The organism is Demequina iriomotensis, assembly GCF_000971395.1.
Taxonomy (GTDB): domain Bacteria; phylum Actinomycetota; class Actinomycetes; order Actinomycetales; family Demequinaceae; genus Demequina; species Demequina iriomotensis.
In genome coordinates this window covers 158,420-181,387 of the sequence record NZ_BBME01000012.1, presented here as the reverse complement: position 1 = coordinate 181,387, position 22,968 = coordinate 158,420, and the positions used below count along the sequence as shown (strand labels likewise).

Annotated in this window: 18 protein-coding genes; 14 read left to right on the top strand and 4 right to left on the bottom strand. The window is 72.3% G+C overall.

The annotated features are described in order from the left end of the window. The first annotated feature begins 2 nt into the window (after positions 1 to 2). The 10 genes from AOM09_RS07655 to AOM09_RS07610 all read left to right on the top strand — a co-directional run bounded on the left by AOM09_RS07655 (position 3) and on the right by AOM09_RS07610 (position 9,563). A complete protein-coding gene (locus AOM09_RS07655) occupies positions 3 to 815 on the top strand; it encodes a F0F1 ATP synthase subunit delta (protein ID WP_082098940.1) in 813 nt (270 codons plus the stop codon). A gap of 48 nt (positions 816 to 863) precedes the next feature. Continuing rightward, the gene (atpA, locus tag AOM09_RS07650) at positions 864 to 2,495 is read left to right on the top strand and encodes a F0F1 ATP synthase subunit alpha (RefSeq protein ID WP_062386364.1); all 1,632 of its coding nucleotides are present in this window, start codon (positions 864 to 866) and stop codon (positions 2,493 to 2,495) included. A 3-nt stretch (positions 2,496 to 2,498) separates the two neighbouring features. Then, the gene (locus tag AOM09_RS07645) at positions 2,499 to 3,395 is read left to right on the top strand and encodes a F0F1 ATP synthase subunit gamma (protein ID WP_062386359.1); all 897 of its coding nucleotides are present in this window, start codon (positions 2,499 to 2,501) and stop codon (positions 3,393 to 3,395) included. Between the two features lie 17 nt (positions 3,396 to 3,412). Then, positions 3,413 to 4,891 (top strand): F0F1 ATP synthase subunit beta, encoded by a 1,479-nt coding sequence (gene atpD, locus AOM09_RS07640; protein ID WP_062386356.1) that lies wholly within the window; start codon positions 3,413 to 3,415, stop codon positions 4,889 to 4,891. A gap of 2 nt (positions 4,892 to 4,893) precedes the next feature. Continuing rightward, complete coding sequence (locus AOM09_RS07635) at positions 4,894 to 5,181, top strand: F0F1 ATP synthase subunit epsilon (RefSeq protein ID WP_062386353.1); 288 nt, start codon at positions 4,894 to 4,896, stop codon at positions 5,179 to 5,181. Further along, the gene (gene nucS / locus AOM09_RS07630; protein WP_062386350.1) at positions 5,181 to 5,876 is read left to right on the top strand and encodes an endonuclease NucS; all 696 of its coding nucleotides are present in this window, start codon (positions 5,181 to 5,183) and stop codon (positions 5,874 to 5,876) included. Before AOM09_RS07635 ends, nucS begins: the two co-directional genes overlap by 1 nt. Before the next feature lie 160 nt (positions 5,877 to 6,036). Then, the gene (locus AOM09_RS07625) at positions 6,037 to 7,488 is read left to right on the top strand and encodes a glycoside hydrolase family 1 protein (RefSeq protein WP_062386347.1); all 1,452 of its coding nucleotides are present in this window, start codon (positions 6,037 to 6,039) and stop codon (positions 7,486 to 7,488) included. Between the two features lie 197 nt (positions 7,489 to 7,685). After that, the gene (locus AOM09_RS07620; RefSeq protein ID WP_062386343.1) at positions 7,686 to 7,991 is read left to right on the top strand and encodes an Rv1322 family protein; all 306 of its coding nucleotides are present in this window, start codon (positions 7,686 to 7,688) and stop codon (positions 7,989 to 7,991) included. 20 nt (positions 7,992 to 8,011) lie between these two features. After that, positions 8,012 to 8,758 (top strand): alpha/beta hydrolase, encoded by a 747-nt coding sequence (locus AOM09_RS07615; protein WP_062386340.1) that lies wholly within the window; start codon positions 8,012 to 8,014, stop codon positions 8,756 to 8,758. 37 nt (positions 8,759 to 8,795) lie between these two features. Further along, positions 8,796 to 9,563 carry an alpha/beta fold hydrolase gene (locus tag AOM09_RS07610; RefSeq protein WP_062386337.1) on the top strand — a complete coding sequence of 256 codons (768 nt, stop codon included), beginning with the start codon at positions 8,796 to 8,798 and terminating at the stop codon, positions 9,561 to 9,563. Positions 9,564 to 9,735: 172 nt separating this feature from the next. Here the strand turns inward: AOM09_RS07610 and AOM09_RS07605 are convergent, their stop codons facing one another. Together AOM09_RS07605 and AOM09_RS07600 are read right to left on the bottom strand one after the other, a co-directional pair. Next, a complete protein-coding gene (locus AOM09_RS07605) occupies positions 9,736 to 10,113 on the bottom strand; it encodes a hypothetical protein (protein ID WP_062386572.1) in 378 nt (125 codons plus the stop codon). A 29-nt stretch (positions 10,114 to 10,142) separates the two neighbouring features. Further along, positions 10,143 to 13,187, bottom strand: coding sequence for a hypothetical protein (locus AOM09_RS07600; protein WP_062386333.1), 3,045 nt, complete (start codon positions 13,185 to 13,187; stop codon positions 10,143 to 10,145). A 148-nt stretch (positions 13,188 to 13,335) separates the two neighbouring features. On the opposite strand from AOM09_RS07600, the gene AOM09_RS07595 reads away from it, so the two are divergent. Genes AOM09_RS07595 through AOM09_RS07585 form a run of 3 tightly spaced genes read left to right on the top strand, consistent with a single transcriptional unit; the run spans position 13,336 to position 16,150 of the window. Then, positions 13,336 to 14,262, top strand: a complete 927-nt coding sequence (locus AOM09_RS07595; protein ID WP_156162287.1) for a hypothetical protein — start codon at positions 13,336 to 13,338, stop codon at positions 14,260 to 14,262. Continuing rightward, entirely contained in the window at positions 14,259 to 15,242 is a 984-nt protein-coding gene (locus tag AOM09_RS07590; RefSeq protein ID WP_062386325.1) for a DUF8094 domain-containing protein, read from the top strand. Before AOM09_RS07595 ends, AOM09_RS07590 begins: the two co-directional genes overlap by 4 nt. A gap of 26 nt (positions 15,243 to 15,268) precedes the next feature. Then, complete coding sequence (locus AOM09_RS07585; RefSeq protein ID WP_062386322.1) at positions 15,269 to 16,150, top strand: tetratricopeptide repeat protein; 882 nt, start codon at positions 15,269 to 15,271, stop codon at positions 16,148 to 16,150. Positions 16,151 to 16,269: 119 nt separating this feature from the next. On the opposite strand, the gene glgB is transcribed toward AOM09_RS07585, so the two are convergent. Together glgB and AOM09_RS07575 are read right to left on the bottom strand one after the other, a co-directional pair. Beyond that, positions 16,270 to 18,435 (bottom strand): 1,4-alpha-glucan branching protein GlgB, encoded by a 2,166-nt coding sequence (gene glgB / locus AOM09_RS07580; RefSeq protein WP_062386318.1) that lies wholly within the window; start codon positions 18,433 to 18,435, stop codon positions 16,270 to 16,272. Between the two features lie 34 nt (positions 18,436 to 18,469). Beyond that, positions 18,470 to 20,470, bottom strand: coding sequence for an alpha-1,4-glucan--maltose-1-phosphate maltosyltransferase (locus tag AOM09_RS07575; protein WP_062386317.1), 2,001 nt, complete (start codon positions 20,468 to 20,470; stop codon positions 18,470 to 18,472). A gap of 360 nt (positions 20,471 to 20,830) precedes the next feature. Between AOM09_RS07575 and AOM09_RS07570 the strand changes: the two genes are divergently transcribed. Beyond that, positions 20,831 to 22,864, top strand: coding sequence for a beta-galactosidase (locus AOM09_RS07570; protein WP_062386314.1), 2,034 nt, complete (start codon positions 20,831 to 20,833; stop codon positions 22,862 to 22,864). Positions 22,865 to 22,968: the final 104 nt, after the last annotated feature.

Here is a 22,968-nt window from a genome sequence, read left to right as displayed (position 1 = left end):
GCATGCGTGGAACGAGCCAGGTGTCGCGCGACGCGGTGCTGCGTGAGCTGGCCCCCATGATGGCGGCGAACCGCAAGGACGGCATCGTCCTCGCGGAGCAGCTCTTCGCGGCGGTCGACGTGCTCGACGAGTCGGCTTCGCTCCGCCGTGCGCTCACGGACCCGGCGCGTTCGTCCGAGGCGAAGGGCGCGCTCGCGCGCCAGCTCTTCGCCGCGTACGACCCTCGTGCCGTTGACGCCCTCGCGGCGTTCGCCGGCGCGCGGTGGTCGGACGAGGACGACCTCGCCGACGCGATCGACGATGCGGGCGAGCGTGCGATCTTCGCGTACTCGGCCGAGGCGGGCACGCTCGACGACGTCGAGGAGCAGCTGTTCCGCGCGGAGCGGGCGATCGCGGGCGACCGCGAGCTCCTCACCGCGCTCGGCAACCGCTCCGCGACCAAGGAGGCGCGTCTCGCGCTGCTCGAGGGCGTGCTCGGGGGCAAGCTGCTCCCGACCACCGAGGCGCTGCTGCGCCGCGTGGTGGGTGTGCCCCGCGGGCACCGCCTGCTGCCGGCGATCGAGCGCCTGCTCGAGGCCGCAGCGGAGCACCGCGACCGGGTCCTCGCGCACGTCACCGCGGCGGTGGAGCTCAGCGCCGCGCAGCGCACGCGTCTCGCGTCGCTGCTGACGGAGGCGTACGGCCGCGAGGTCACGATCAACGTCGCCGTGGACCCCGAGGTCCTGGGCGGCATCCGAGTCCAGGTCGGGCATGAGGTCGTGGACGGCACCGTCCTGTCCCGGCTCGACGAAGCACGACGACGACTCGTCGGTTAAGCCCGACGCACCATTGGCCGCCACGGCGGTACTGACAGGAGAGATGGCATGGCAGAGTTGACGATCAGCCCCGACGAGATCCGGGCTGCACTCGACAGCTACGTGAAGTCCTACGAGCCGAAGGGCGCCGTGGTCGACGAGGTCGGCCGCGTGACGCTCGCGGCCGACGGCATCGCGCAGGTCGAGGGACTGCCCGGGTGCATGGCCAACGAGCTGCTGCGCTTCGAGGACGGCACGCTCGGCCTCGCGCTCAACCTCGACGTCCGCGAGATCGGCGTCGTGGTGCTCGGCGAGTTCACCGGCATCGAGGAGGGCCAGACGGTCCAGCGCACCGGCGAGGTGCTCTCGGTCGCCGTGGGCGACGGGTACCTGGGTCGCGTGGTCGACCCGCTGGGCAACCCGATCGACGGCCTGGGCGAGATCGAGACCGAGGCGCGTCGCGCCCTCGAGCTCCAGGCGCCCGGCGTCATGCAGCGCAAGTCGGTGCACGAGCCCCTCCAGACGGGCCTCAAGGCGATCGACGCGATGATCCCGATCGGCCGCGGTCAGCGCCAGCTGATCATCGGCGACCGCCAGACCGGCAAGACCGCGATCGCGATCGACACGATCATCAACCAGAAGGCGAACTGGGAGACCGGCGACCCGACCAAGCAGGTCCGCTGCATCTACGTCGCCATCGGCCAGAAGGGCTCGACCATCGCCTCGGTGCGCGGCGCCCTCGAGGAGGCCGGCGCGCTCGAGTACACGACCATCGTCGCGGCCCCCGCGTCCGACCCGGCCGGCTTCAAGTACCTCGCGCCCTACACCGGCTCGGCCATCGGCCAGCACTGGATGTACGACGGCAAGCACGTCCTCATCATCTTCGACGACCTGTCGAAGCAGGCCGAGGCCTACCGTGCGGTGTCGCTGCTGCTGCGTCGCCCGCCGGGCCGCGAGGCGTACCCCGGCGACGTGTTCTACCTGCACAGCCGCCTGCTGGAGCGTTGCGCGAAGCTGTCGGACGACATGGGCGCGGGCTCGATGACGGGTCTGCCGGTCATCGAGACCAAGGCGAACGACGTCTCGGCCTACATCCCGACCAACGTCATCTCCATCACCGACGGCCAGATCTTCCTCCAGTCGGACCTGTTCAACGCCAACCAGCGTCCCGCCGTGGACGTCGGCATCTCGGTGTCCCGCGTGGGCGGCTCGGCGCAGGTCAAGGCCATGAAGAAGGTCTCCGGCACGCTCAAGCTCGAGCTCGCGCAGTACCGCTCGCTCGAGGCGTTCGCGATGTTCGCGTCCGACCTCGACGCCGCGTCGCGCCAGCAGCTCACCCGTGGCGCGCGCCTCATGGAGCTGCTCAAGCAGCCCCAGTACTCGCCGTTCCCGGTCGAGGAGCAGGTCGTGTCCGTGTGGGCCGGCACCAAGGGCAAGCTCGACAAGATCGCCGTGGGCGACGTGCTGCGCTTCGAGCGCGAGCTGCTCGACCACCTGCGCCGCCACACGTCGATCCTCGACGACATCGCGACGACGGGCCAGCTCTCGGACGACAACGAGTCCGCGCTGCACACGCACGTCGACGACTTCGTCTCGACCTTCCTCCAGGGTGAGGGCGTCGCGCTCACCACGGACTCGACGGTCGACGACGGCGAGGGTGTCGACGTCGAGCAGGAGCGCATCGTCGCGGAGAAGAAGTAACCGATGGCCGGACAGCAGCGCGTCTATCGGCAGAGGATCAGGGCGACCAGCTCGCTCAAGAAGATCTTCCGCGCGATGGAGCTCATCGCGGCCTCGCGCATCGGGAAGGCCAGACTCCGTGTGGAGCAGGCCACCCCGTACGCGCGGGCCATCACGCGCTCGATCAGCGCGGTGGCGGCGCACTCGAGCGTCGACCACCCGCTGACGACCCCGCGGACGGACACCGGCCGCGCGGCCGTGCTGGTCATCAGCGCGGACCGCGGCATGGCGGGCGCCTACTCGGCGAACGTCATCCGTGAGGCCGAGCGCCTGCGCGGACGCCTTCAGGCGGACGGCAAGGAGATCGTGCAGTTCGCCGCCGGTCGCCGTGCCGTCTCGTACTACTCGTTCCGCAGGCGCGAGATCGCGGGTCAGTGGACCGGTGCGTCGGACGCTCCGGACCGCGAGACCGCACGCGAGATGGCCAAGGCGCTCTTCGAGCGCTTCCAGGCGTCCAAGGAGGACGGCGGCGTCGACGAGATCTACATCGTCGGCACGCGCTTCGTCTCGATGGTGACGCAGCAGGCCATGGTGCTCCGCCTCCTCCCGCTCGAGATCGTCGAGGGCGTCGAGGAGACCGAGGAGGGCGAGCTCGAGCCGCTGTACGACTTCGAGCCGTCGCCCGAGCTGGTGCTCGACGCGCTGCTGCCGCGCTACATCGAGTCGCGCATCTTCAGCAGCCTGCTGCACTGCGCGGCCTCCGAGCTCGCGAGCCGCCAGCGTGCGATGAACACCGCCACCTCGAACGCCGAGGACATCATCCGCAACTACACCCGACTCGCCAACCAGGCGCGTCAGGCAGAGATCACCCAGGAAATCAGCGAGATCGTCTCGGGCGCCGATGCGCTCGCGGCCTCGTGACCGGAAGCGAGATTCCCATGACCACCACCGCAGAGACCACCCCGGCCCAGGCCGCGGACGCGCCCGTCGTCGGTCGCGTGTCGCGCGTCGTCGGCCCGGTCGTCGACATCGAGTTCCCGGCCGACGCGATCCCTGACATCTACAACGCGCTCACGGTCGACATCGACCTGTCCGCGCAGGGCGAGTCCGAGGGCGTGCTCCACATGACCCTCGAGGTCGCTCAGCACCTGGGCGACAACATGGTCCGTGCCATCGCCCTCAAGCCGACCGACGGCCTGGTGCGCGGCGCCGAGGTCACCGACACCGGCGCGCCCATCTCGGTGCCCGTCGGCGACGTGACCAAGGGCCACGTGTTCAACGTGACCGGCGAGGTCCTCAACGCGAAGGAGGGGGAGAAGGTCGAGGTCACCGAGACCTGGCCCATCCACCGCAAGGCTCCCGCCTTCGACCAGCTCGAGTCGAAGACCCAGATGTTCGAGACCGGCATCAAGGTCATCGATCTCCTCACCCCGTACGTGCAGGGTGGAAAGATCGGCCTCTTCGGTGGTGCGGGCGTCGGCAAGACCGTCCTCATCCAGGAGATGATCTACCGCGTCGCCAACAACCACAACGGTGTGTCGGTGTTCGCCGGCGTCGGCGAGCGCACCCGTGAGGGCAACGACCTCATCGAGGAGATGACCGAGTCGGGCGTCATCAACCAGACCGCCCTGGTCTTCGGCCAGATGGACGAGCCGCCGGGCACGCGTCTGCGCGTCGCGCTGTCGGCGCTGACCATGGCGGAGTACTTCCGCGACGTCCAGAAGCAGGACGTGCTGCTGTTCATCGACAACATCTTCCGCTTCACGCAGGCGGGCTCCGAGGTGTCGACGCTGCTCGGCCGCATGCCCTCCGCGGTGGGCTACCAGCCCAACCTGGCGGACGAGATGGGCCAGCTCCAGGAGCGCATCACCTCGACCCGTGGCCACTCGATCACCTCGCTGCAGGCGATCTACGTGCCCGCGGACGACTACACCGACCCGGCGCCGGCCACCACGTTCGCGCACCTCGACGCGACCACGGAGCTGTCGCGTGAGATCGCCTCGCGCGGCCTGTACCCCGCGGTGGACCCGCTGACGTCGACCTCGCGCATCCTCGACCCCCGCTACGTGGGCCGCGACCACTACGACACGGCCAACGCCGTGAAGTCGATCCTCCAGCGCAACAAGGAGCTGCAGGACATCATCGCGATCCTCGGTGTGGACGAGCTCTCCGAGGAGGACAAGATCATCGTCGCGCGTGCGCGCAAGATCCAGCAGTTCCTCTCGCAGAACACGTACATGGCGACCCAGTTCACGGGTGTCGCCGGCTCCACGGTCCCGCTGACCGAGACCGTCGAGGCCTTCTCGGGCCTGGTCAACGGCAAGTACGACCACATCTCGGAGCAGGCGTTCTTCAACATCGGTGGTCTCGAGGACCTCGAGAAGAACTGGGCGCGCATCCAGAAGGAGATCGGCTGATCATGGCCGGTCCTCTCACCGTCGACGTCGTCGCCCCCGACCGGGTCCTCTGGTCGGGGACGGCGGAGCGCCTCGTCGCGCCCACCGTGGAGGGCGAGATCGGCCTCCTCACCGGCCACGAGCCCGTGCTGTCCGTGCTGCGCGCGGGCACGGTGCGGGTGCGTGGCGGGGCCGACGGCGACGCCGAGTTCGCCATCTCGTCGGGCTTCGTGTCCTTCGACCGTGACGTCGTCACGGTCGTGGTCGAGCCCGCCGTGCCCGCCGAGGAGACGGCCCCGGCCGCTTCCTGATGCGAGTGGTGATCGCGCGCTGCGCGGCCCGGTACACCGGGCGGCTCTCGGCGCATCTGCCCCTCGCGACCCGCGCCATCATGGTCAAGGCCGATGGCTCGGTCCTGCTGCATTCGGACGGCGGCTCCTACAAGCCGCTCAACTGGATGAGCCCGCCGTGCACTCTGCGGTCCTCCTCCGTCACGGAGGAGGCCGCGGAGCGCGGGGTCACCGAGGTGTGGGTGGTCCAGCACGACAAGACCGACGACCGCCTCGAGATCGACCTCCACGAGGTCCTGTCCGACACCGAGCACGAGCTCGGTGTGGACCCCGGCCTCATCAAGGACGGCGTCGAGGCGCACCTCCAGGAGCTGCTGGCGGCCCAGATCGCGCTGCTCGGGGACGGTCACACGCTGGTGCGCCGCGAGTACATGACCGCGATCGGGCCCGTGGACATCCTCGCGAAGGACTCCGCGGGCGGTTCGGTCGCCGTCGAGATCAAGCGCCGCGGCGAGATCGACGGCGTCGAGCAGCTCACCCGCTACCTCGAGCTGATGAACCGCGACCCGCTGCTCGCGCCCGTGCAGGGCGTCTTCGCCGCGCAGGAGATCAAGCCGCAGGCGCGCGTCCTCGCGGAGGACCGCGGCATCCGCTGCCTGCTGCTCGACTACGAGGCCATGCGCGGCGACGAGGACCTGAGCGACCGGCTCTTCTAGCCCGCCCCGCCCTGCTTGGACACTTCCCACGGATCTCGCCGGGACGATGCGGCGTGTCGGCCCGCGCGGGGCGCGACACGCCGGCGACCCGGGACAAGGTCCGTTGCGACTGTCAGCCGGGGGAGGGTGGGGTCGAATCGTTTCGGCTAGGCTCGCGTCCATGACCTTCCCCCAGGATTTCCTCTTCGGCGCGGCCACGGCCGCCTACCAGATCGAGGGGGCCGCCACCGAGGGCGGTCGCGGCCCGTCGATCTGGGACACGTTCTCGCACACCCCCGAGAAGATCGTCGGCGGCGACACCGGCGACGTCGCGTGCGACCACTACCACCGGTGGGAGCAGGACATCGAGATGATGGTCGACCTGGGCCTCCAGGCGTACCGCTTCTCGATCTCGTGGCCGCGCGTGCAGCCGACGGGCACGGGGGAGTTCAACCCCGAGGGCATCGCCTTCTACCGGGGCCTCGTGGCGCGCCTGCGCGAGAAGGGCATCACGCCGCTCGCGACGCTCTACCACTGGGACCTGCCGCAGGCCCTCGAGGACAAGGGCGGCTGGCTCAGCCGCGACACCGTCGACGCGTTCGTGGTCTACGCGACCCGCATGGCGGAGGAGCTCGGCGACGTGGTCGAGACCTGGGCGACGTTCAACGAGCCCTGGGTGAGCTCCTTCGTCGGGTACGGCTCGGGCGCGCACGCGCCCGGGCATGCGGACGATGCGGAGGGCCTCACCGCGGCGCACCACCTGCTGCTCGCGCACGCCCGGGCGTACCGCGCGATGAAGGCCGTGCGGCCCGAGCTGCGCGTCGGCATCGTCAACAACTCCCACACGCCACGCCCGTGGGACCCGTCGAACCCGGCCGACCAGGCCGCGTGCGCGCACATCGACGCGCTCGCCAACACGATGTTCCACCAGCCGTTCACCGAGGGTACGTACCCCGCGATCCTCGCGCCCAACACCGCGCACCTCACCGACTGGTCCTTCGTGCACGACGGCGACCTCGCGGAGATGAAGGGTGCCGTCGACTGGTTCGGCGTCAACTACTACGCGTCGCATGTGGTGAGGCACAACGCGCACAAGGCCGCGGCGGCCTCCGACGTCGCGACGCTCGCGGACGGCCACAAGGCGGGGGCGAACTCCCCGTGGCCCGGTGACGAGCAGATCGAGTTCATGACCCCGCCCGGCAAGCTCACCGCGATGGGGTGGAACACCGATCCCGGCGCGCTCCACGCGCACCTCATGAAGATCCACCGCGAGACGGGGAAGCCCCTCTACGTGACGGAGAACGGCGGCGCGTGGGACGACGTGCAGGGCGAGGACGGCCGCGTCCGCGACGCCGAGCGCGTCAGCTACCTCCACGACCACATCGCCGCCGTCGCGACCGCGATCGCCGAGGGCGCCGACGTCCGCGGCTACATGGCGTGGAGCCTCATGGACAACTTCGAGTGGGCGCAGGGGTACGCGAAGCGCTTCGGCATCGTGCGCGTCGACTACGACACCCAGGAGCGCCGCTGGAAGGACTCGGCGTACTGGTACCGCACGACTGTCGCGCGTCGCGCGCCGCTGCCACTCGAGGAGCTCGAGGCCCACGTGGAGACCCCGGCGCGCACGTACTGAGCGACACCCGGGCCGGGCCCGCATGGCGGTCCGCCGGGTTCCTCGTCCGACATGCGGGTCGGCACGAGCCCGTATGTCGGATCGGTCGCTGCAGTCTCCGACAGCGGCGCTGGTGGACGGCGGCGCGGATGCGGCGACCGCGGGGACGATGCGGCGACCAGGCGGGCCACGCATCGTCCGCCCGTAGACTGGGCCGCATGCCTTCCGGTCGTCGCTCCTCCAAGCGCCCGTACGGCAGGCCCCACGAGGAGCTCGACGTCGACCGCGTGCGGGGCAACCGCGCGCGGATCGAGCGCGGCCCTCGGGGCGAGGACTTCTACGTCGCGATCCCGCGACCGACGGACCGGACCTTCGTGTGCCCCGGATGCCAGGGCGAGATCTCGGGCGAGGTCCAGCACGTGGTGGCCTGGCCCGTCGAGAGCATCATGGGCGCCGAGGCGGCCGCCGACGCGCGCCGGCACTGGCACACCGGCTGCTGGCAGGGCTTCGGGCGCACCCGCTGAGGACGCCGAGAGAGGACAGGATGACCGAGGATCACGGTGAGCTGGTCGAGCTGCGCTCGATGACGGTGCTGCCCGCGGACCGCGAGGAGATCACGCTGCGCACCGAGGACGGGCTCACCCTGGTGGGCGAGCTCGCGCTGCCCGCGCACGGACCCGTCACCGGCACGCTCATCACGCTGCATCCGCTGCCGACGCACGGCGGCTTCATGGACTCGCACGTGTACCGCAAGGCCGCGTGGCGCCTGCCCGCGCTCGCCGGCCTCGCGGTGCTCCGCTTCAACACGCGCGGTACGTCCTCGCCGCGCGGCACCAGCGAAGGCGAGTTCGGCGAGGGCGTGACGGAGGCGGCGGACGTGCGTGCCGCCGTCGACTTCGCGGTGAGCCGCGGGCTGCCGCACCGGTGGCTCGTCGGCTGGAGCTTCGGGACCGAGCTCGCGCTCATGCATGGCGCCGACCTCGACGTGGAGGGGGCGATCCTGCTGTCCCCGCCGCTGCATCGTGCGACCGAGGAGGACATGCGGCGCTGGGCCGCCACCGGCAGGCCCGTGACCGCCCTGGTGCCCGAGCACGACGACTTCCTGCAGCCGGAGGAGGCGCGCGAGCGCTTCGCGCCGCTCACCCAGCTCGAGCTGGTCCCCGTGCCCGAGGCGAAGCACCTGTGGGTGGGGGAGCGCTACGTGCGCATCGTCCACGACGCGATCGTCGCGCGCGTGGCGCCCGACCGCGCGCCGTTGCCCGACGCGGTGCCCGCCGCCATGGTGGAATGAGTCGCAGGACACCCGCCACCTCGCGAAGGAGCCTCCCGTGAGCCTCGTCCCCGACGGCACGCCCCTGGTCCTCCTCAACGCCTTCCCGGTCGACCGTTCCCAGTGGGATCCGCTGCTCGAGGCGCTCCCGGATCTGCCGGGGGACATCATCACGTTCGACGTGCCCGGCATCGGCGACATGCCGCTGCCCGACGACGAGCCCTCGCTCGAGCTCATCGCCGACGCCGCGGTGCTCGCGATGCGCGAGGTGACGGGTCACGACAGCGCGGTGTGGGTCGGCTGCTCCATGGGCGGCTACATCGCGATGGCGGTGGCCGAGCGGCATCCCGAGGCCGTCGCGGGGCTCGGCCTGCTCGGGACCAAGGCCGCGGCGGACACGGACGAGGCGCGGGAGGCGCGCCTCGCGCTCGCCGACTCCGTCGAGGGCGCCGCCGGGCACCCCGACCCTCGTGCGGCCGCCGAAGGGCTCGTGGGCACCCGGGGCGAGGCGCGGGAGGCGCTCGTCGCGGCGGTCGCCGCGAACATCGCGCGGCACGGCGGCGACGGCATCGCGTGGGGTCAGCGCGCCATGGCGGCGCGTCCCGATCGCACCGAGGTGCTCGCCGCGCTCGACGTGCCCGCGTTCGTCGCGGTCGGGGAGCACGATGCGATCGCCGGGGAGGCGGCGGCGCACGAGATGGCCGCCGCGCTCGGGGTGGAGGCGACGGTCCTGCCCGGCGTGGGCCACCTGTGCGCGTTCGAGGAGCCGGGGCCCGTATCCGCGCTGGTCGCGGCGCTGATCGGGAGCGCGGACGGCGATTCCTGACGGTTTCGTGCGTGCGCGCGTTACCGGTATGTGAAATTTGCACCAAGAGTGTGGCGCGCGACGTTCGTCCGTGCCACCATGCTGGTGCGGGGGCACCTCACCACGAGGGGGGCGTGAGGTGCCCCCGCCATCGTGCGCCCTCAGGCGCGACCCGCCTCCGGGCGCGCGGGGCTCAGCCCCAGGCGTTCCCGCCGGTCAGCCGCTTCTCCAGGGCCTCGGCGAGCGGCAGCGACTCGCCGTCACGTGCGCCCCGGCCGAGCTCGAGCGGCGGATCCGATGGCGACAGCGCCGCGCCGCGCAGGCGCTCGGCGAGCCCGCCGGGCGTCGACAGCACGTAGAAGCGCGCCGCGGTGTCCACGCCGACCGACCGGTCGCGCTTGAGGTACCAGCCCGTGACGGAGGTGCGGACCCGCGTGCGGCCGTCATACGTGCGGGCGGTGAGCCGCTCGGGGACGATGCCGGCCGTGGTCGCGTCGCGCACGAAGCCCTCGAGCAGCGCGGCTGCCGCGCGCGACTCCGCCTGGCGGCGACGCTCGAGCGCGTCGGCCATGGCGAGACGGTCGTCGCGCGCGTCCACGGCTAGGCCTCGGTGCGCTCGGCCTCGGCGTCGTGCTCCGCCTGGAGCCGGGTCGCGCGCGCGAGGTTGCCCACCGGGTCGGAGGACAGCAGCCCGCGCAGGTCGTCGAGGTACGTGGTGATGGACTCGCGCTGGCGGTTGAGCTCGTCGACCTCGCGCGCCGCCATGGTGCGCTCGCGCTCGGCGTCGCTGACGGCCTCCGAGATGATCGCCTCGGCGTGCTCGCGCGCCTCCGAGACGATCTCGTCGGCGTTGTTGCGCGCGTTGGTGAGCAGCGTCTGGGAGTGGACCTCCGCCTCGCGGCGGACGGCCTCGGCGCGCTCGAGCGTCGCGCTGAGGCGGTCCTCGGCGTCGGCGGTCCGGCGCTTCGCGTCCGCGACCATCGCGGCCGTCTCGGCCGTGGCCTCCTCGTGGCGCTGGGTGAGCTCGCGCTCGGCCTGCTCGCGCTTGGTCGCGACGTCGAGCTCGAGGTCCTCGCGCGTCCGGCGGGCGTCCTCGTGCGCGGCCTCCGCGGCCGCCTGGGCCTCGTCGCGCAGCCGGGTCGCCTCGACGGTCGCCGCCTGGACCAGGCGCTCGGCCTCGGTGCGGCCGTTGGTGATCGTGTCCTTGGCCTCGCGCTCGGACGTCGCTCGCAGGTCGGACGCCTGCTGCTGCGCCTTGCCCAGCGCGGCCTCCGCCTCGCGGGTGAGGCGCGTCGCGTCGGCGTCGGCGGCCGAGCGCAGCTCGGCGAGCTCGGCGTTGACGGTCGCGCGCAGCTCGCCGGTCTCCGCGTCCGCGGCCTGGCGCAGCTGGAGGGTCTCCGTGGCCGCGAGGGCGCGCAGCGCGGAGACCTCCTCGTCCGCGGTGCGGCGCGTGTCGGCGGCCTGGCGGCGCGCCTCCTTGAGGTGCGCCTCCGCCTCGGCGCGCTCGGCGTCGGCGTCCGCGGTGGCCGCCTGGCGCAGCTCCGCGATCTCCGCCGCCACGGCGTCGCGCAGCTCCGTGACCTCCTCGTCGGCGGTCTCGCGCACCTTGGTCGCGTACGCGTCGGCGTCGCGGCGCTGCTGCGCGGCGTACGCGTCGGCCTCGCGGCGCTGCTGCGCGGCGTAAGCGTCCGCGGCGCGGTGCTGCTCGGCCGCGTAGGCCTCGGCGCCCTGGCGCTCCTTGGTCGCGTAGGCGTCGGCGGCGCGGCGCGTCTCGCCGGCGTAGGCGTCCGCCTCGCGACGCGTGTCCGCGTCGAAGGCCTCGGTCTCCTGGCGCTGCGCGACCACCCACGCGGCGAGCGCCGCGCGCTCCGCGGCCAGCTCGTCCGTGGTCGCCTGGCGCAGGTCGATGTCCCACGTCTCGGTGTCGTGACGCAGCTCGGCGGCCCAGGCCTCGGTCGCCTGGCGCAGGTCGGTGTCCCAGGCCTCGGTCTCCTTGCGGAGCGCGGCGAGCGTCGCATCGGTGTCCTTGCGCAGCGCCGCGACCTCGGACTCGACGGCCTCGTGCGTGCGGGCGGCCCATCCCTCGGTCTCGTCGCGCAGCGCGGCGGCCCATCCCTCGGTCTCGTCGCGCAGCGCGGCGGCCCAGGCGTCGGTCTCCTTGCGCAGGCCCGCGGCATAGCTCTCCGCGTCGCGGCGCTCGCTGGTCGCCCAGGCCTCGGTCTCCTTGCGCAGGCCCGCGGCGTAGGTCTCGGCGTCGCGGCGCTCGGCCGTGGTGGCGGCCTCGGTCTCCTGGCGCAGGTGCGCGACCCACGCCTCGGTCTCCTGACGGAGCTCGGCGGAGTACGCCTCCGAGCTGTCGCGGAGCTCGGTCGCCTCGGTCTGCGCCGCGGTCCGCACCGCGGCCGACTCGCGAGCCGCGATGGCGCGCACCTCGGCCGCCTCCTGCTCGGCGGTGTGGCGCAGCTGCGCGACCTCCTCGGTGGCGGCGTGGCGCAGGTCGGCGACGTACGCGTCGGCCTCGCGACGCTGGTGGCCCGTCTCGCGCTCGGCGAGCGAGCGCAGCTGCGCGACCTCGTCCGCCACGGTGCGCCGGAGCTCGCTCGCGGCGGCCTCGGCCGCGTCGCGCGTCTCCTGCGCCTCCTCGGTGGCCTGCGCCAGGACGGCGGAGGCGTCGTTGCGCATCGTCGAGGCGTCGCTCTCGGCGGAGATGCGCATGTCGGAGGCCTCGGCCTCGGCGACGGCGCGCAGGTTCGCGGCCTCGCGCTCGGCCTCGCCGATCGCGGCGCCGGCGGCGGCCTCGGCCGCCTTGCGGGTCGCGACGGCCTCGTCGCGGGACTCGGCGACGATGCGCGCGGCATCGGCCTTGAGACGCTCGGTCTCGACGCGGGTCGCCTCGGTGAGCTCGTCGACCTCGGTGTGCGAGGCGGCGAGGAAGGCGGCGGCCTCGTCACGCAGACGGCTCGACTCCTGGTGCGCGTGGGCGAGCTTCTGCTCCGCATCGGCACGTGCCTCGTCGATGAGGTCCTGAGCCTCGCGCTGGCTCGAGACGCGCAGCTCGGTGGTCTCGCGCTCGACGGTCGCGCGGACGGTGTGCGCCTCACGCTCGCCGGTGGCGCGCACCTCAGCGGCCTCGGCCTCGGCCGCGGACCGGATCCGCTCGGCCTCGCGCTGCGCGCGCTCCACGGCCTCGCCGGCCTGGCGCTCGGCGCCCTCGCGGACCCCCGCGGCGAGGTGCTCCGCCTGCGTCTTGATCTCGTCGGCCTCGCGGCGGCTCTGCGCGAGGATCTCGGCGACCTCGTTGTCGGCGCGGGCCCGCAGCTGCTGGGCGGCGACGTTCGCGCGGGCCACGGTGTCCTGCGCGTGGGTGTTCGCGCGGGCGATGACGTCGGAGGACTGCTCCTCCGCGGATCGCAGGAGCTGCTCGACGCGGGCGCCCAGGCCCTTGTAGGTGGGCTGCTCGGACTCGCGGAGAGCCTTCTGCGCCTCGTCGAGGGAGGATCGCGCCTGCTGTGCCTCGCGTCGCGCCTCGTCCGCAGCGCCTGCCTGCTCGCGAGCCGCGTCCTCGAGGCGTGCGATGTGGGCGGCGACGGCCTCCCGGTCGTAGCCGCGCATCGCAAGCGGGAACGGCAGGTTCTCTTCGGCCATGACTCTCCTCGATTGCGCGGAGGGGGCCCGCGCACGTCTCGCATTCGCCCCTCAGGGTAGTGCCCGTGCGCGGCCCTGAACAAAGTCGCCGACGGCGGCATCGGCCGCAAGTCTCGTAGAGTGAACAGCGAGACGAACGGAGACACACGTGACTTTGCGCACCACCGCGCTGATCGCGGGCGCGCTCGGGCTGCTCCTCCTGATCGGCGGACTGATCGCCGACGCGATGCGCCCGGCGGCCTTCGGCACCCCATCTGCCTCGCTCGACACCTCGGCCGTGCTCCTCGGCCCCGAGATGGTCGCGATGGCGCCGGGCGGCTCGATCACCATCGACGGCACCGGCGAGATCACCGCCTACTCGGGGCGCGTGGAGGACGCCGAGGCGTGGGCCGCCTCGCGCGATGTGACGGTCGTCACGGGCGTCCCCACGTGGGATGACCTGGCCACCGAGCCCTTCGCCGCACCCGAGCCGTCGGCCTCGCCCGCCCCCACGGCATCGGGTTCCGCCGAGCCCAGCGCATCGTCCTCCCCCTCGGGCGAGGAGAGCGCCGCTGCCGAGCCGGACGCGTCGGCATCCCCGTCAGCGTCCGCCGAGCCCGATGCCGAGCCCGCCATCGCGGACATCTGGCGCGACTCGTGGTCCGCCGACGGCGAGCTCACGCTCGAGACCGACGAGCTGCCCATCGGCCTCGCGATCGTGGTCGAGTCCGCCGACGGATCGCCGCTCGGCTCCGTGTCCATGCGCATCGACCGCGTGGTCAACGACGGCTGGGTGACACCTCTCAAGCTGTGGGGCGGGTTCCTGGCGCTCGTGGGCCTCATCGCGCTCGTGATGATGTTCATCGACCACCGCCACGCCGGCTCGAAGGTCGAGACGGCCGTCGCCGGCCGCAAGGCGGCCGCGCCCGCGTCTCCCGGTGGGCGACGCGAGCGCAGAGAGGCCCTCACCGCCTCGGGAGGGATCCCGACGGTGACGGCTGAGCAGGACCCCGCGACGGGCGAGGTGCCCGTGGTGGACGAGGCGCCGGAGGCGACCGCGCCGGGCGAGGACCACGACCGGGAGGAGCGCGCATGAGGCGGCACGCAGCGGCGGCAGGCGCGATCGCGCTCGGGCTCGTGGTGCTCGCGGGCTGCACCCCCGACGTCCCGCCGGCGGTCCCCGCGCCGGACGCGGCGGAGACGTCGGCGATCACCCAGACCCAGGTCGACCGCATCGTCCCGGCGACCTTCGAGGAGCTCGCGGCGGCGGACGAGGCGAAGGACGCGGACCTGCTCGGAGAGCGCGTCGGCGGCGTGGTGCCGCGCGTGCGCGCCGCGCAGTACACGCTCGCGGAGGCGGGGGACAAGGCCGCGCTCGAGACGATCCCCTCGACCATGCAGGCGGTCTACGTGTCCGCCGAGGGGGTGTTCCCGCGCATGATGGTGGGCGTGTCCGAGGCGCCGGAGGACTCGACGCCCGTGGTGCTCCTGTGGCTGCAGGAGGACGTGGACTCCGAGTACCAGCTCCAGGACTGGGCGCACATGGTGCCCGGCGCGACGCTTCCCGCGATGCCGGGCGTCGCGGTCGGCTCGAGCCAGCTCGCCCTCGACAGCGATGCGGTGAGCCCGTCGCCCCAGCAGGTGGTCGACGACTACCTCACGCTGCTCGACGAGGGCGCGAAGAGCGACCTCGCCGACGAGTTCGCGCCCGACACCTTCCGCGACCGCCTGTTCGCGGCGCGCAAGGTGCTCAACACGGCCGCGAAGAAGGGTGACGGCTCGTACGTCGACACCATCACGTCGCGCGCCGAGGACACCTATGCGATCGCGACCGCGGACGGCGGTGCGCTCGTGTTCGCCCCGATCGTCGTGAGGTCCTCGCTGCGGGTCAAGGGCGGCGCCACCGTGTCGATCTCGGATGCGGACAAGTCGCTGGTGTCCGGCAAGCTCAAGGACCGCGTCACGCACACCTATCGTGACCTGGTGGTGATCCATGTCCCGGCCGAGGGCGCCGAGGACGCGAAGCCCGCCGTCGTCGCGGCCGACCATCACCTGATCCGCGTCGAGGCGAAGTAGCCCGGCCGACCCGACTGAGGAGACCCATGACCGACATCCCCGGCGCCATGCGCGGCGCCGTCGACCTGGCCGCGCTCGCGGCACGCTCGCGGCGCGCCGACTCGGGCCTCGCGACCATCGACGAGGCCGCCTTCCAGGAGCTCGCGCAGCAGTCGCTGCAGCGGCCCGTGGTGATCGCGTTCGTCTCGGACGCGTCGCCGCAGAGCGAGGAGCTGGCGCGCACGCTCGAGAGCGCGGCGGCCGCGCTCGGCGTCACCGCCGCGGCCTGCGACGTCGACGCGCAGCCGGCCATCGCGCAGGCCTTCCAGATCCGCGCCGTGCCCGCGGCCGTCGCCCTCATCGGCGGCCGGCCCGCGCCGCTGTTCCAGGGCGCCGCCTCGCGCGAGCAGATCGACGAGGTGCTGGGCCAGGTGGTCGCCGCCGCGCGGCAGATGGGCGCGGCCGAGGGTCTCGCCGACGCGCCGGCGTCGCCCGAGGCGGCGGCCGAGCCGCCGCTGCCTCCGCTCCACCAGGAGGCGTTCGACGCGATCGAGCGGGGCGACCTCGAGGCCGCCGAGGACGCCTACGACCGCGCGCTCCGCGAGAATCCCAAGGACGCCGACGCGCGCGCCGGCCGGTCGCAGGTGCGGCTCATGGCCCGCTCGCGGACCGCGGACCTGGGCGAGGTGCGCGCGGCGGCCGCCGCGCGGCCCGACGACGTCGACGCGCAGCTCGCGGTCGCGGACATGGACGTGCTCGGCGGCATGCTGGACGATGCGTTCGCGCGCCTGGTCGACCTGGTGCGGGTCACCGCGGGGGACGACCGCGAGCGGGTGCGCGCCCGGCTGCTCGAGCTGTTCGACGTGGTCGACCCGGCGGACACGCGCGTGCTGCGGGCCCGCCAGGCGCTCGCCTCCGCGCTCTACTGAGCCCTCCTCCCCGCTGACGCTGACAACGGAATCGGGGACGACGCGCCGGGCCACCGGCGCATCGTCCCCGATGTCGCGGCGTGTCGCCGCGAACTCCGTTGCGACTGTCAGGGAGGGGGTCAGCGTGACGGGCGCAGGACCACCGCGCCCAGCGGCGGCACCCGGATCTCCGCCACCGCGGGGAAGCCGTGCATCGTGCGCGCGTGCGCCTCGACGTGGCCGAGGTTGCCCACGCCCGAGCCGCCGTACGCCTCGGCGTCGGTGTTGAACACCTCGTCCCACCCGCCCGCGAGGGGCAGCGGCAACGCGTAGCGCTCGTGGGGCACGCCCGCGAAGTTCACCACCACCGCGAGCGGGTTGCCCGCATCGTCGAGGCGCAGGTAGGCGAGGGTGTTGCGGCGCGAGTCGTCCGCGTCGATCCACCGGAACCCGCCGGCGTCGGAGTCGCGCTCGAACAGCTCCGGCGCGCCCTTGTAGAGCCCGTTGAGGTCCGCGACCATGCGCCGCACGCCCTCGTGAAGGCGGTCCTCGAGATGCCACCAGTCGAGGGAGCGGCCCTCGGACCACTCGGCGTACTGGCCGAACTCGCACCCCATGAACAGCAGCTGCTTGCCCGGGTGCGTCCACTGGTACGCGAGGAGCGCCCGCAGGCCGGCCATCTTCCGCCAGTGGTCGCCCGGCAGCCGGTCGACGAGCGAGCCCTTGCCGTGCACCACCTCGTCGTGCGACAGCGGCAGCATGAAGTGCTCGGAGAACGCGTACATGAGCGAGAACGTCACCGTGTGGTGGTGGTACGAGCGATGCACCGGGGCCTCGCTCGCGTACCGCAGCGTGTCGTTCATCCACCCCATGTTCCACTTGAGCCCGAAGCCGAGCCCGCCCTGGCTGGTCGGCGCGGTCACGCCGGGCCACGCGGTGGACTCCTCGGCGATCATGACGATGCCGGGTGAGGCCCGGTACGCGGTCGCGTTCGTCTCCTGCAGGAAGGCGATCGCGTCGAGGTTCTCGCGGCCGCCGTGGACGTTGGGCCGCCACTGCCCGGCCTCGCGCGAGTAGTCGAGGTAGAGCATCGACGCGACGGCGTCGACGCGCAGCCCGTCGGCGTGGAACTCCTGGAGCCAGTAGACGGCGTTCGCGACGAGGAAGTTGCGCACCTCGGCGCGGCCGAAGTCGAAGATGAAGGTGCCCCAGTCGGGCTGCTCGCCGCGCAGCGGGTCCGGGTGTTCGTACAGCGGCGTGCCGTCGAAGCGCCCGAGCGCCCACTCGTCCTTGGGGAAGTGGCCGGGCACCCAGTCGAGCAGCACGCCGATGCCGGCCTGGTGGAGCGTGTCGATGAGGTGGCGCAGCTCGTCGGGAGAGCCGAAGCGCGCGGTCGGGGCGTAGTACCCGGACACCTGGTAGCCCCACGATCCGCCGAAGGGGTGCTCCATCACGGGCAGGAACTCGACGTGGGTGAAGCCCATCTCGGACACGTACGCGGTGAGCTGCTCGGCGAGTTCGACGTACCCCAGGCCCTGGCGCCACGAGCCGAGGTGGACCTCGTAGACGCTCATGGCGCTGCGGTGCGGCGCGGACGATGCGCGGCGTTCCATCCACTCGCCGTCGCCCCACGCGTAGGCGGACTCGTCGACCACCGACGCCGTCGCGGGCGGCGTCTCCGTGCGGCGCGCCATCGGGTCGGCCTTCTGGCGCCAGTGCCCGTTCTTGTCGAGGATCTCGAACTTGTACTTGGTGCCGGCGGCGACCCCGGGGATGAACAGCTCCCAGATGCCGGAGGCGCCGAGCGTGCGCATCGCGTGCGTCGCGCCCTGCCAGCTGTTGAACTCGCCGACCACGCGCACGGCGCGCGCGTTGGGCGCCCACACGGCGAAGTCGGTGCCCACCACGTCGCCGAGGACGGACTCGAGCCGCCGCACGTTCGCGCCGAGGACCTCCCACAGGCGCTCGTGCCGTCCCTCGCGGATGAGGTGCAGGTCGAGTTCGCCGAGCAGCGGCAGGAACCGGTACGGGTCGTCCGCCACCGAGCTCGACTCGCCGTAGGTCGCGTGGATGCGGTAGTCCGGCACACCGTCGCCGGGCACCTGCGCCGTCCAGATCCCGTGGTGCTCGTGCTCGGCGGGGAAGCGCCCGTCGAGGGTCTCGATCTCCACCGCGTCGGCGAGCGGGCGCAGCACCCGGATCACGGCACCGCCGGCGACGGGGTGCGGCCCCAGCACGGCGTGCGGATCGTGGTGCGTGCCGCGCGCGATGTCGGCGAGCACGGCGGGGTCCAGGCGTCGAGGCATCAGCACCGTCCAGTCGGGAGGGAAGGGGAGGAGGTCATGAGGGTCGCACCACCGCGACGTGGGACAGCGAGGTGGCGGGGTCGAGCCGGACGTAGAAGTCGCGGCTCCACGTGTAGGTCGCGCCGCCCACGACGTCGTCGACCACCAGCCGAGCGTCGTCGGCGAGCCCGATGGCCGCGAGGTCGAGCGTCACCACGCCCGACTGCACGTGGTGCGGGTCGAAGCTCGCGACGACGATGACTGTGTCGGCCTTCCCCGTGGGCGACTCCTCGGCCGGCACGTGGCGCGAGAAGCATAGGATCTCGGGGTTGGTCGTCGGATGCACCGTCAGGCCGCGCAGGCGGCGCAGCGCGGGGTGCTTGGCGCGCGTGCGGTTGAGCGTCCGGAACAGGCTCGCGATGCCGTAGCGGTCCGCGTCCGCCCAGTCGCGCGGCTTGAACTCGTACTTCTCGTTGTCGATCTGCTCCTCGACGCCCGGGCGGGGCACGTTCTCGACGAGCTCGTAGCCGGTGTAGATGCCGTACGAGGGCGAGCCGGTCGCGGCGAGCACGGCGCGCATGCGCCACAGGGCGGGCCCGCCGTGCTGCATGTCCGGCGTGAGGATGTCGTGCGTGGTCGGCCAGAAGTTGGGGCGCATGTAGAAGGACGAGTCCCCGGAGATCTCCTCGAGGTACTCGCCCATCTCCTCGGCGCTCTGGCGCCACGTGAAGTACGTGTAGCTCTGGTGGAAGCCGATCTTCGCGAGCGTGTGCATCATCGCCGGACGCGTGAAGGCCTCCGACAGGAAGATCACCTCGGAGTGGGCCTCGGCGATCTCGCGCAGCAGGCGCTCCCAGAACGTCAGAGGCTTGGTGTGAGGGTTGTCCACCCGGAAGAGCGTGACGCCCGCGTCGATCCACACCTCGAGCATGTCCTTGATCGCGTGGTAGATGCCCTCGGGATCGTTGTCGAAGTTGAGCGGATAGATGTCCTGGTACTTCTTGGGCGGGTTCTCGGCGTACGCGATGGTGCCGTCGAGCCGCGTGGTGAACCACTCCGGGTGGTCCTTCACCCAGGGGTGGTCGGGGGAGCACTGGAGCGCGACGTCGAGCGCGACCTCGAGCCCCACGCTCCGCGCCGCCTTGACGAAGGCCCTGAACCCGCGCATCGTGCCCAGGTCGGGGTGGACCGCGTCATGGCCGCCCTCGGCGCCGCCGATCGCGTAGGGGCTGCCGGGGTCGCCCGGCTCGGCCTTGAGCGAGTTGTTGCGGCCTTTGCGATGCGTGAGGCCGATCGGGTGGATCGGCGTGAGGTAGACGACGTCGAAGCCCATGTCCGCGATCGCCGGAAGCCGCTTCGCCGCGGTGGTGAACGTGCCGGAGTGCCACTCGCCGGTTCGCTTGTTGAGGCGAGCACCCTCGGAGCGGGGGAAGATCTCGTACCAGGCCGAGAACAGCGCCCGCTCGCGCTGGACCAGGAGCGGGTACTCGCGCGACGTGGTGACGTCGTCCCGCAGCGGTGCCGCGGTGAGGGCGGCCTTGAGCTCGGGGGACGATGCGGGGGCGAGGCGGGCCTCGGGGTCGAGGGAGCCGTCCTCGAGCGACGCGATCGCCCGCTCGAGCAGCGCCTTGCGTGCGGGAGTGTGCCGCACCGTGCTGAGCGCGCGCGTGAGCACGAGCACGCCCTCGTCCAGCATGAGCTGGACGTCGACGCCCGCGTGGACCTTGACCTCGGCGGCGTGCAGCCACGTGGAGACGGGATCCGACCAGGCCTCGACGCGGAAGGAGTGGAGCCCCTCGTGCCGGGGGATGAACGCGGCGCGGTACCGGCTGGTGCCCCAGTCGTCGAGCGGCATCGGCAGGCGCTCGTGGCGGCCGTCGGGCCGGGTCACCACGACGGTGGCGCCCTCGGCATCGTGCCCCTCGCGGAAGATCGTCGCCGTGATCGGCACCGCCTCGCCCACCACGGCGCGCGCGGCCCAGCGGCCCTCCTCGAGGGAGGGCTGGACCCCCACGATGGGGATGCGACCGATGGACGTCTCAGCAGAGGGGGCCATGCCCCGAACCTACTCGGAACTCCGTGCGATGGGTACCTGGGTGGCGCGCGGCGCGTCCCGGCCCGTGCCAGCGGGTTCCGTCCCCGTGAGGGCCTCTCGACGCGGTGCCGGGACCCCTGCGGCTTGCGGATCGCCCATGACGATGTAAGGTGTGGCCCACGGTTGAATGTAACCGCTTGCATCCAAGGGAGGTTGTGCGCGGTCACAGTTCGATAACGGGACGTATCCGAATGGGTAACGCGCGACTCTCCGACTTGCGCAGGCGGGCCCCTGGGATATAGAACTGTGAACGGTCCCAGTAGGGGCGGCCAAGGGTGGCCGCCGCAGTATGAGGCTCCTCACGGGGCCGCGAGGAGTGTCATGACGGCAGCAGCGAGCTGGCCCCGCGTCGAGGGTCTCGCCTATGGAGGCGACTACAACCCCGAGCAGTGGCCGCGCGAGACGTGGGACGAGGACGTGCGTCTCATGCGCGAGGCGGGGGTCAACCTCGTCTCCGTCGGCATCTTCTCGTGGGCGATGCTCGAGCCCAAGGAGGGCCTCTACGACTTCGCGTGGATGGACGATCTGCTCGACCTGCTCCACGCCAACGGCATCGCCGCGGACCTCGGCACCCCGAGCGTCTCGCCGCCGGCGTGGTTCTTCCACCAGTACCCCGAGGCGCGCGTCACCGACAAGAACGGCACCGTGATGGGCTTCGGCTCGCGCGGCATGGCGTCGCACGCCGCCCCCGAGTACCGCGAGGCCATCGCCCGCATGGCCGGCGAGCTCGCGAAGCGCTACGGCGACCACCCGGCCGTGGTGATGTGGCACATCCACAACGAGTACGGCGTGCCGGTGGCCGAGGACTTCGGCCCGCGCGCCGTCGCCTCGTGGCAGCGGTGGCTGCAGGAGCGCTACAGCACCCTCGAGGGGCTCAACGCCGCGTGGGGCACCGCGTTCTGGGGTCAGCGCTACGACGACTGGGAGCACGTGGTCGCCCCCGCCGCGACGCCGACCATCGTCAACCCGGCGATGAAGCTCGACTGGGCGCGCTTCACCGACGATCAGCTCCGCGAGTGCTTCGTGGTGGAGCGCGACGCGATCCGCGCGCACGCCGCGCAGCCGATCACCACCAACTTCATGGCCCACCAGTCGTGGAACACCGACCTGTGGAAGTGGGCCGAGCTGGTCGACGTCGTCTCCGACGACCACTACCTCTGGTCGCCCGACCCCGACGCGCACGTGGGCCTCGCGCTGTCCGCCGACCTCACGCGCTCCGTCGCCGGCGGCAAGCCGTGGATCCTCATGGAGCACTCGACCTCCGCCGTCAACTGGCAGGGCCGCAACACGGCGAAGCGTCCGGGGGAGATGCGCCGCAACGCGCTCACGCACCTGGGTCGCGGTGCCGACGCGATCATGTTCTTCCAGTGGCGCGCCTCGCGCTCGGGCGCGGAGAAGTTCCACTCGGCGATGCTCCCGCACGCCGGTGCCGAGTCGCGCGTGTTCCGCGAGGTCGTCGAGCTGGGCGGCCACCTGCAGGATGTGGCCGACGTGCGCGGCGCGGAGGTCCGGGCCGACGTGGCCGTGCTCTACGACTGGGAGTCGCTGTGGGCGCAGGACCTCGAGTGGAGGCCCTCGGACGACGTCCAGTTCCGTGAGCGCATGCGCGCCTTCTATGAGCGCCTGTGGCGCGACGGCGTGACCGTCGACTTCGCCTACCCGTCGCACGACCTGTCGGGCTACAAGCTCGTGGTGGCGCCCGCCTCGTACCTGCTCACCGCATCGTCCGCCGCGAACCTCACGCGCTACGTCGAGGGCGGCGGCACGCTGCTGGTCAACTTCTTCTCGGGGATCGTGAATGAGAACGATGCGGTCCACGAGGGCGGGTTCGTCGCGCCGCTGCGCGACGCCCTGGGCCTCACCGTCGAGGAGTTCCTGCCGCTGCGCGAGGGCGAGACCGCCGCGGTGCGCTGGACGCGCGGCGACGCGGTCGAGCTGCCGTCGGACGTGTGGCAGGAGGACATCGCGCTCGTGGGCGCCGAGGTGGTGGCGGAGAACATCTCCGGCCCCGGCATCGGCAAGCCCGCGATCACCCGCAACACCCACGGTCAGGGGGTCGGCTGGTACGTCGGCACCCGCCTGTCCGTGGAGGCGCTGACGACCGTGTTCGACGCGGTCTACACCGACGCCGGCATCGAGGCCTCGGGGCTGCCCGAGACGCTCGAGGTCGTGACGCGGCACGGCGCGGCTGAGGACTTCGTCATCGCCGTCAACCACGGTGACGACGCAGCTCGGATCCCGGTGGCAGGCATCGACCTGCTCACGGGTGCCGAGACCGATGGAGAGCTCGAGGTGCAGGGCGGCGGCGTCGCCGTGGTCCGCACCGCGCGCATGTCCGGAGGTGGAGGGGACTGACCCGTGGGGAGGGCCCGGACTGCGTCGGGCCCGATCCCAGACCTCTCGAACACAGCTGAAGACCTGGGGCGCCCGGCAGGGGGTCCCGACTCGGAAGTAACCTG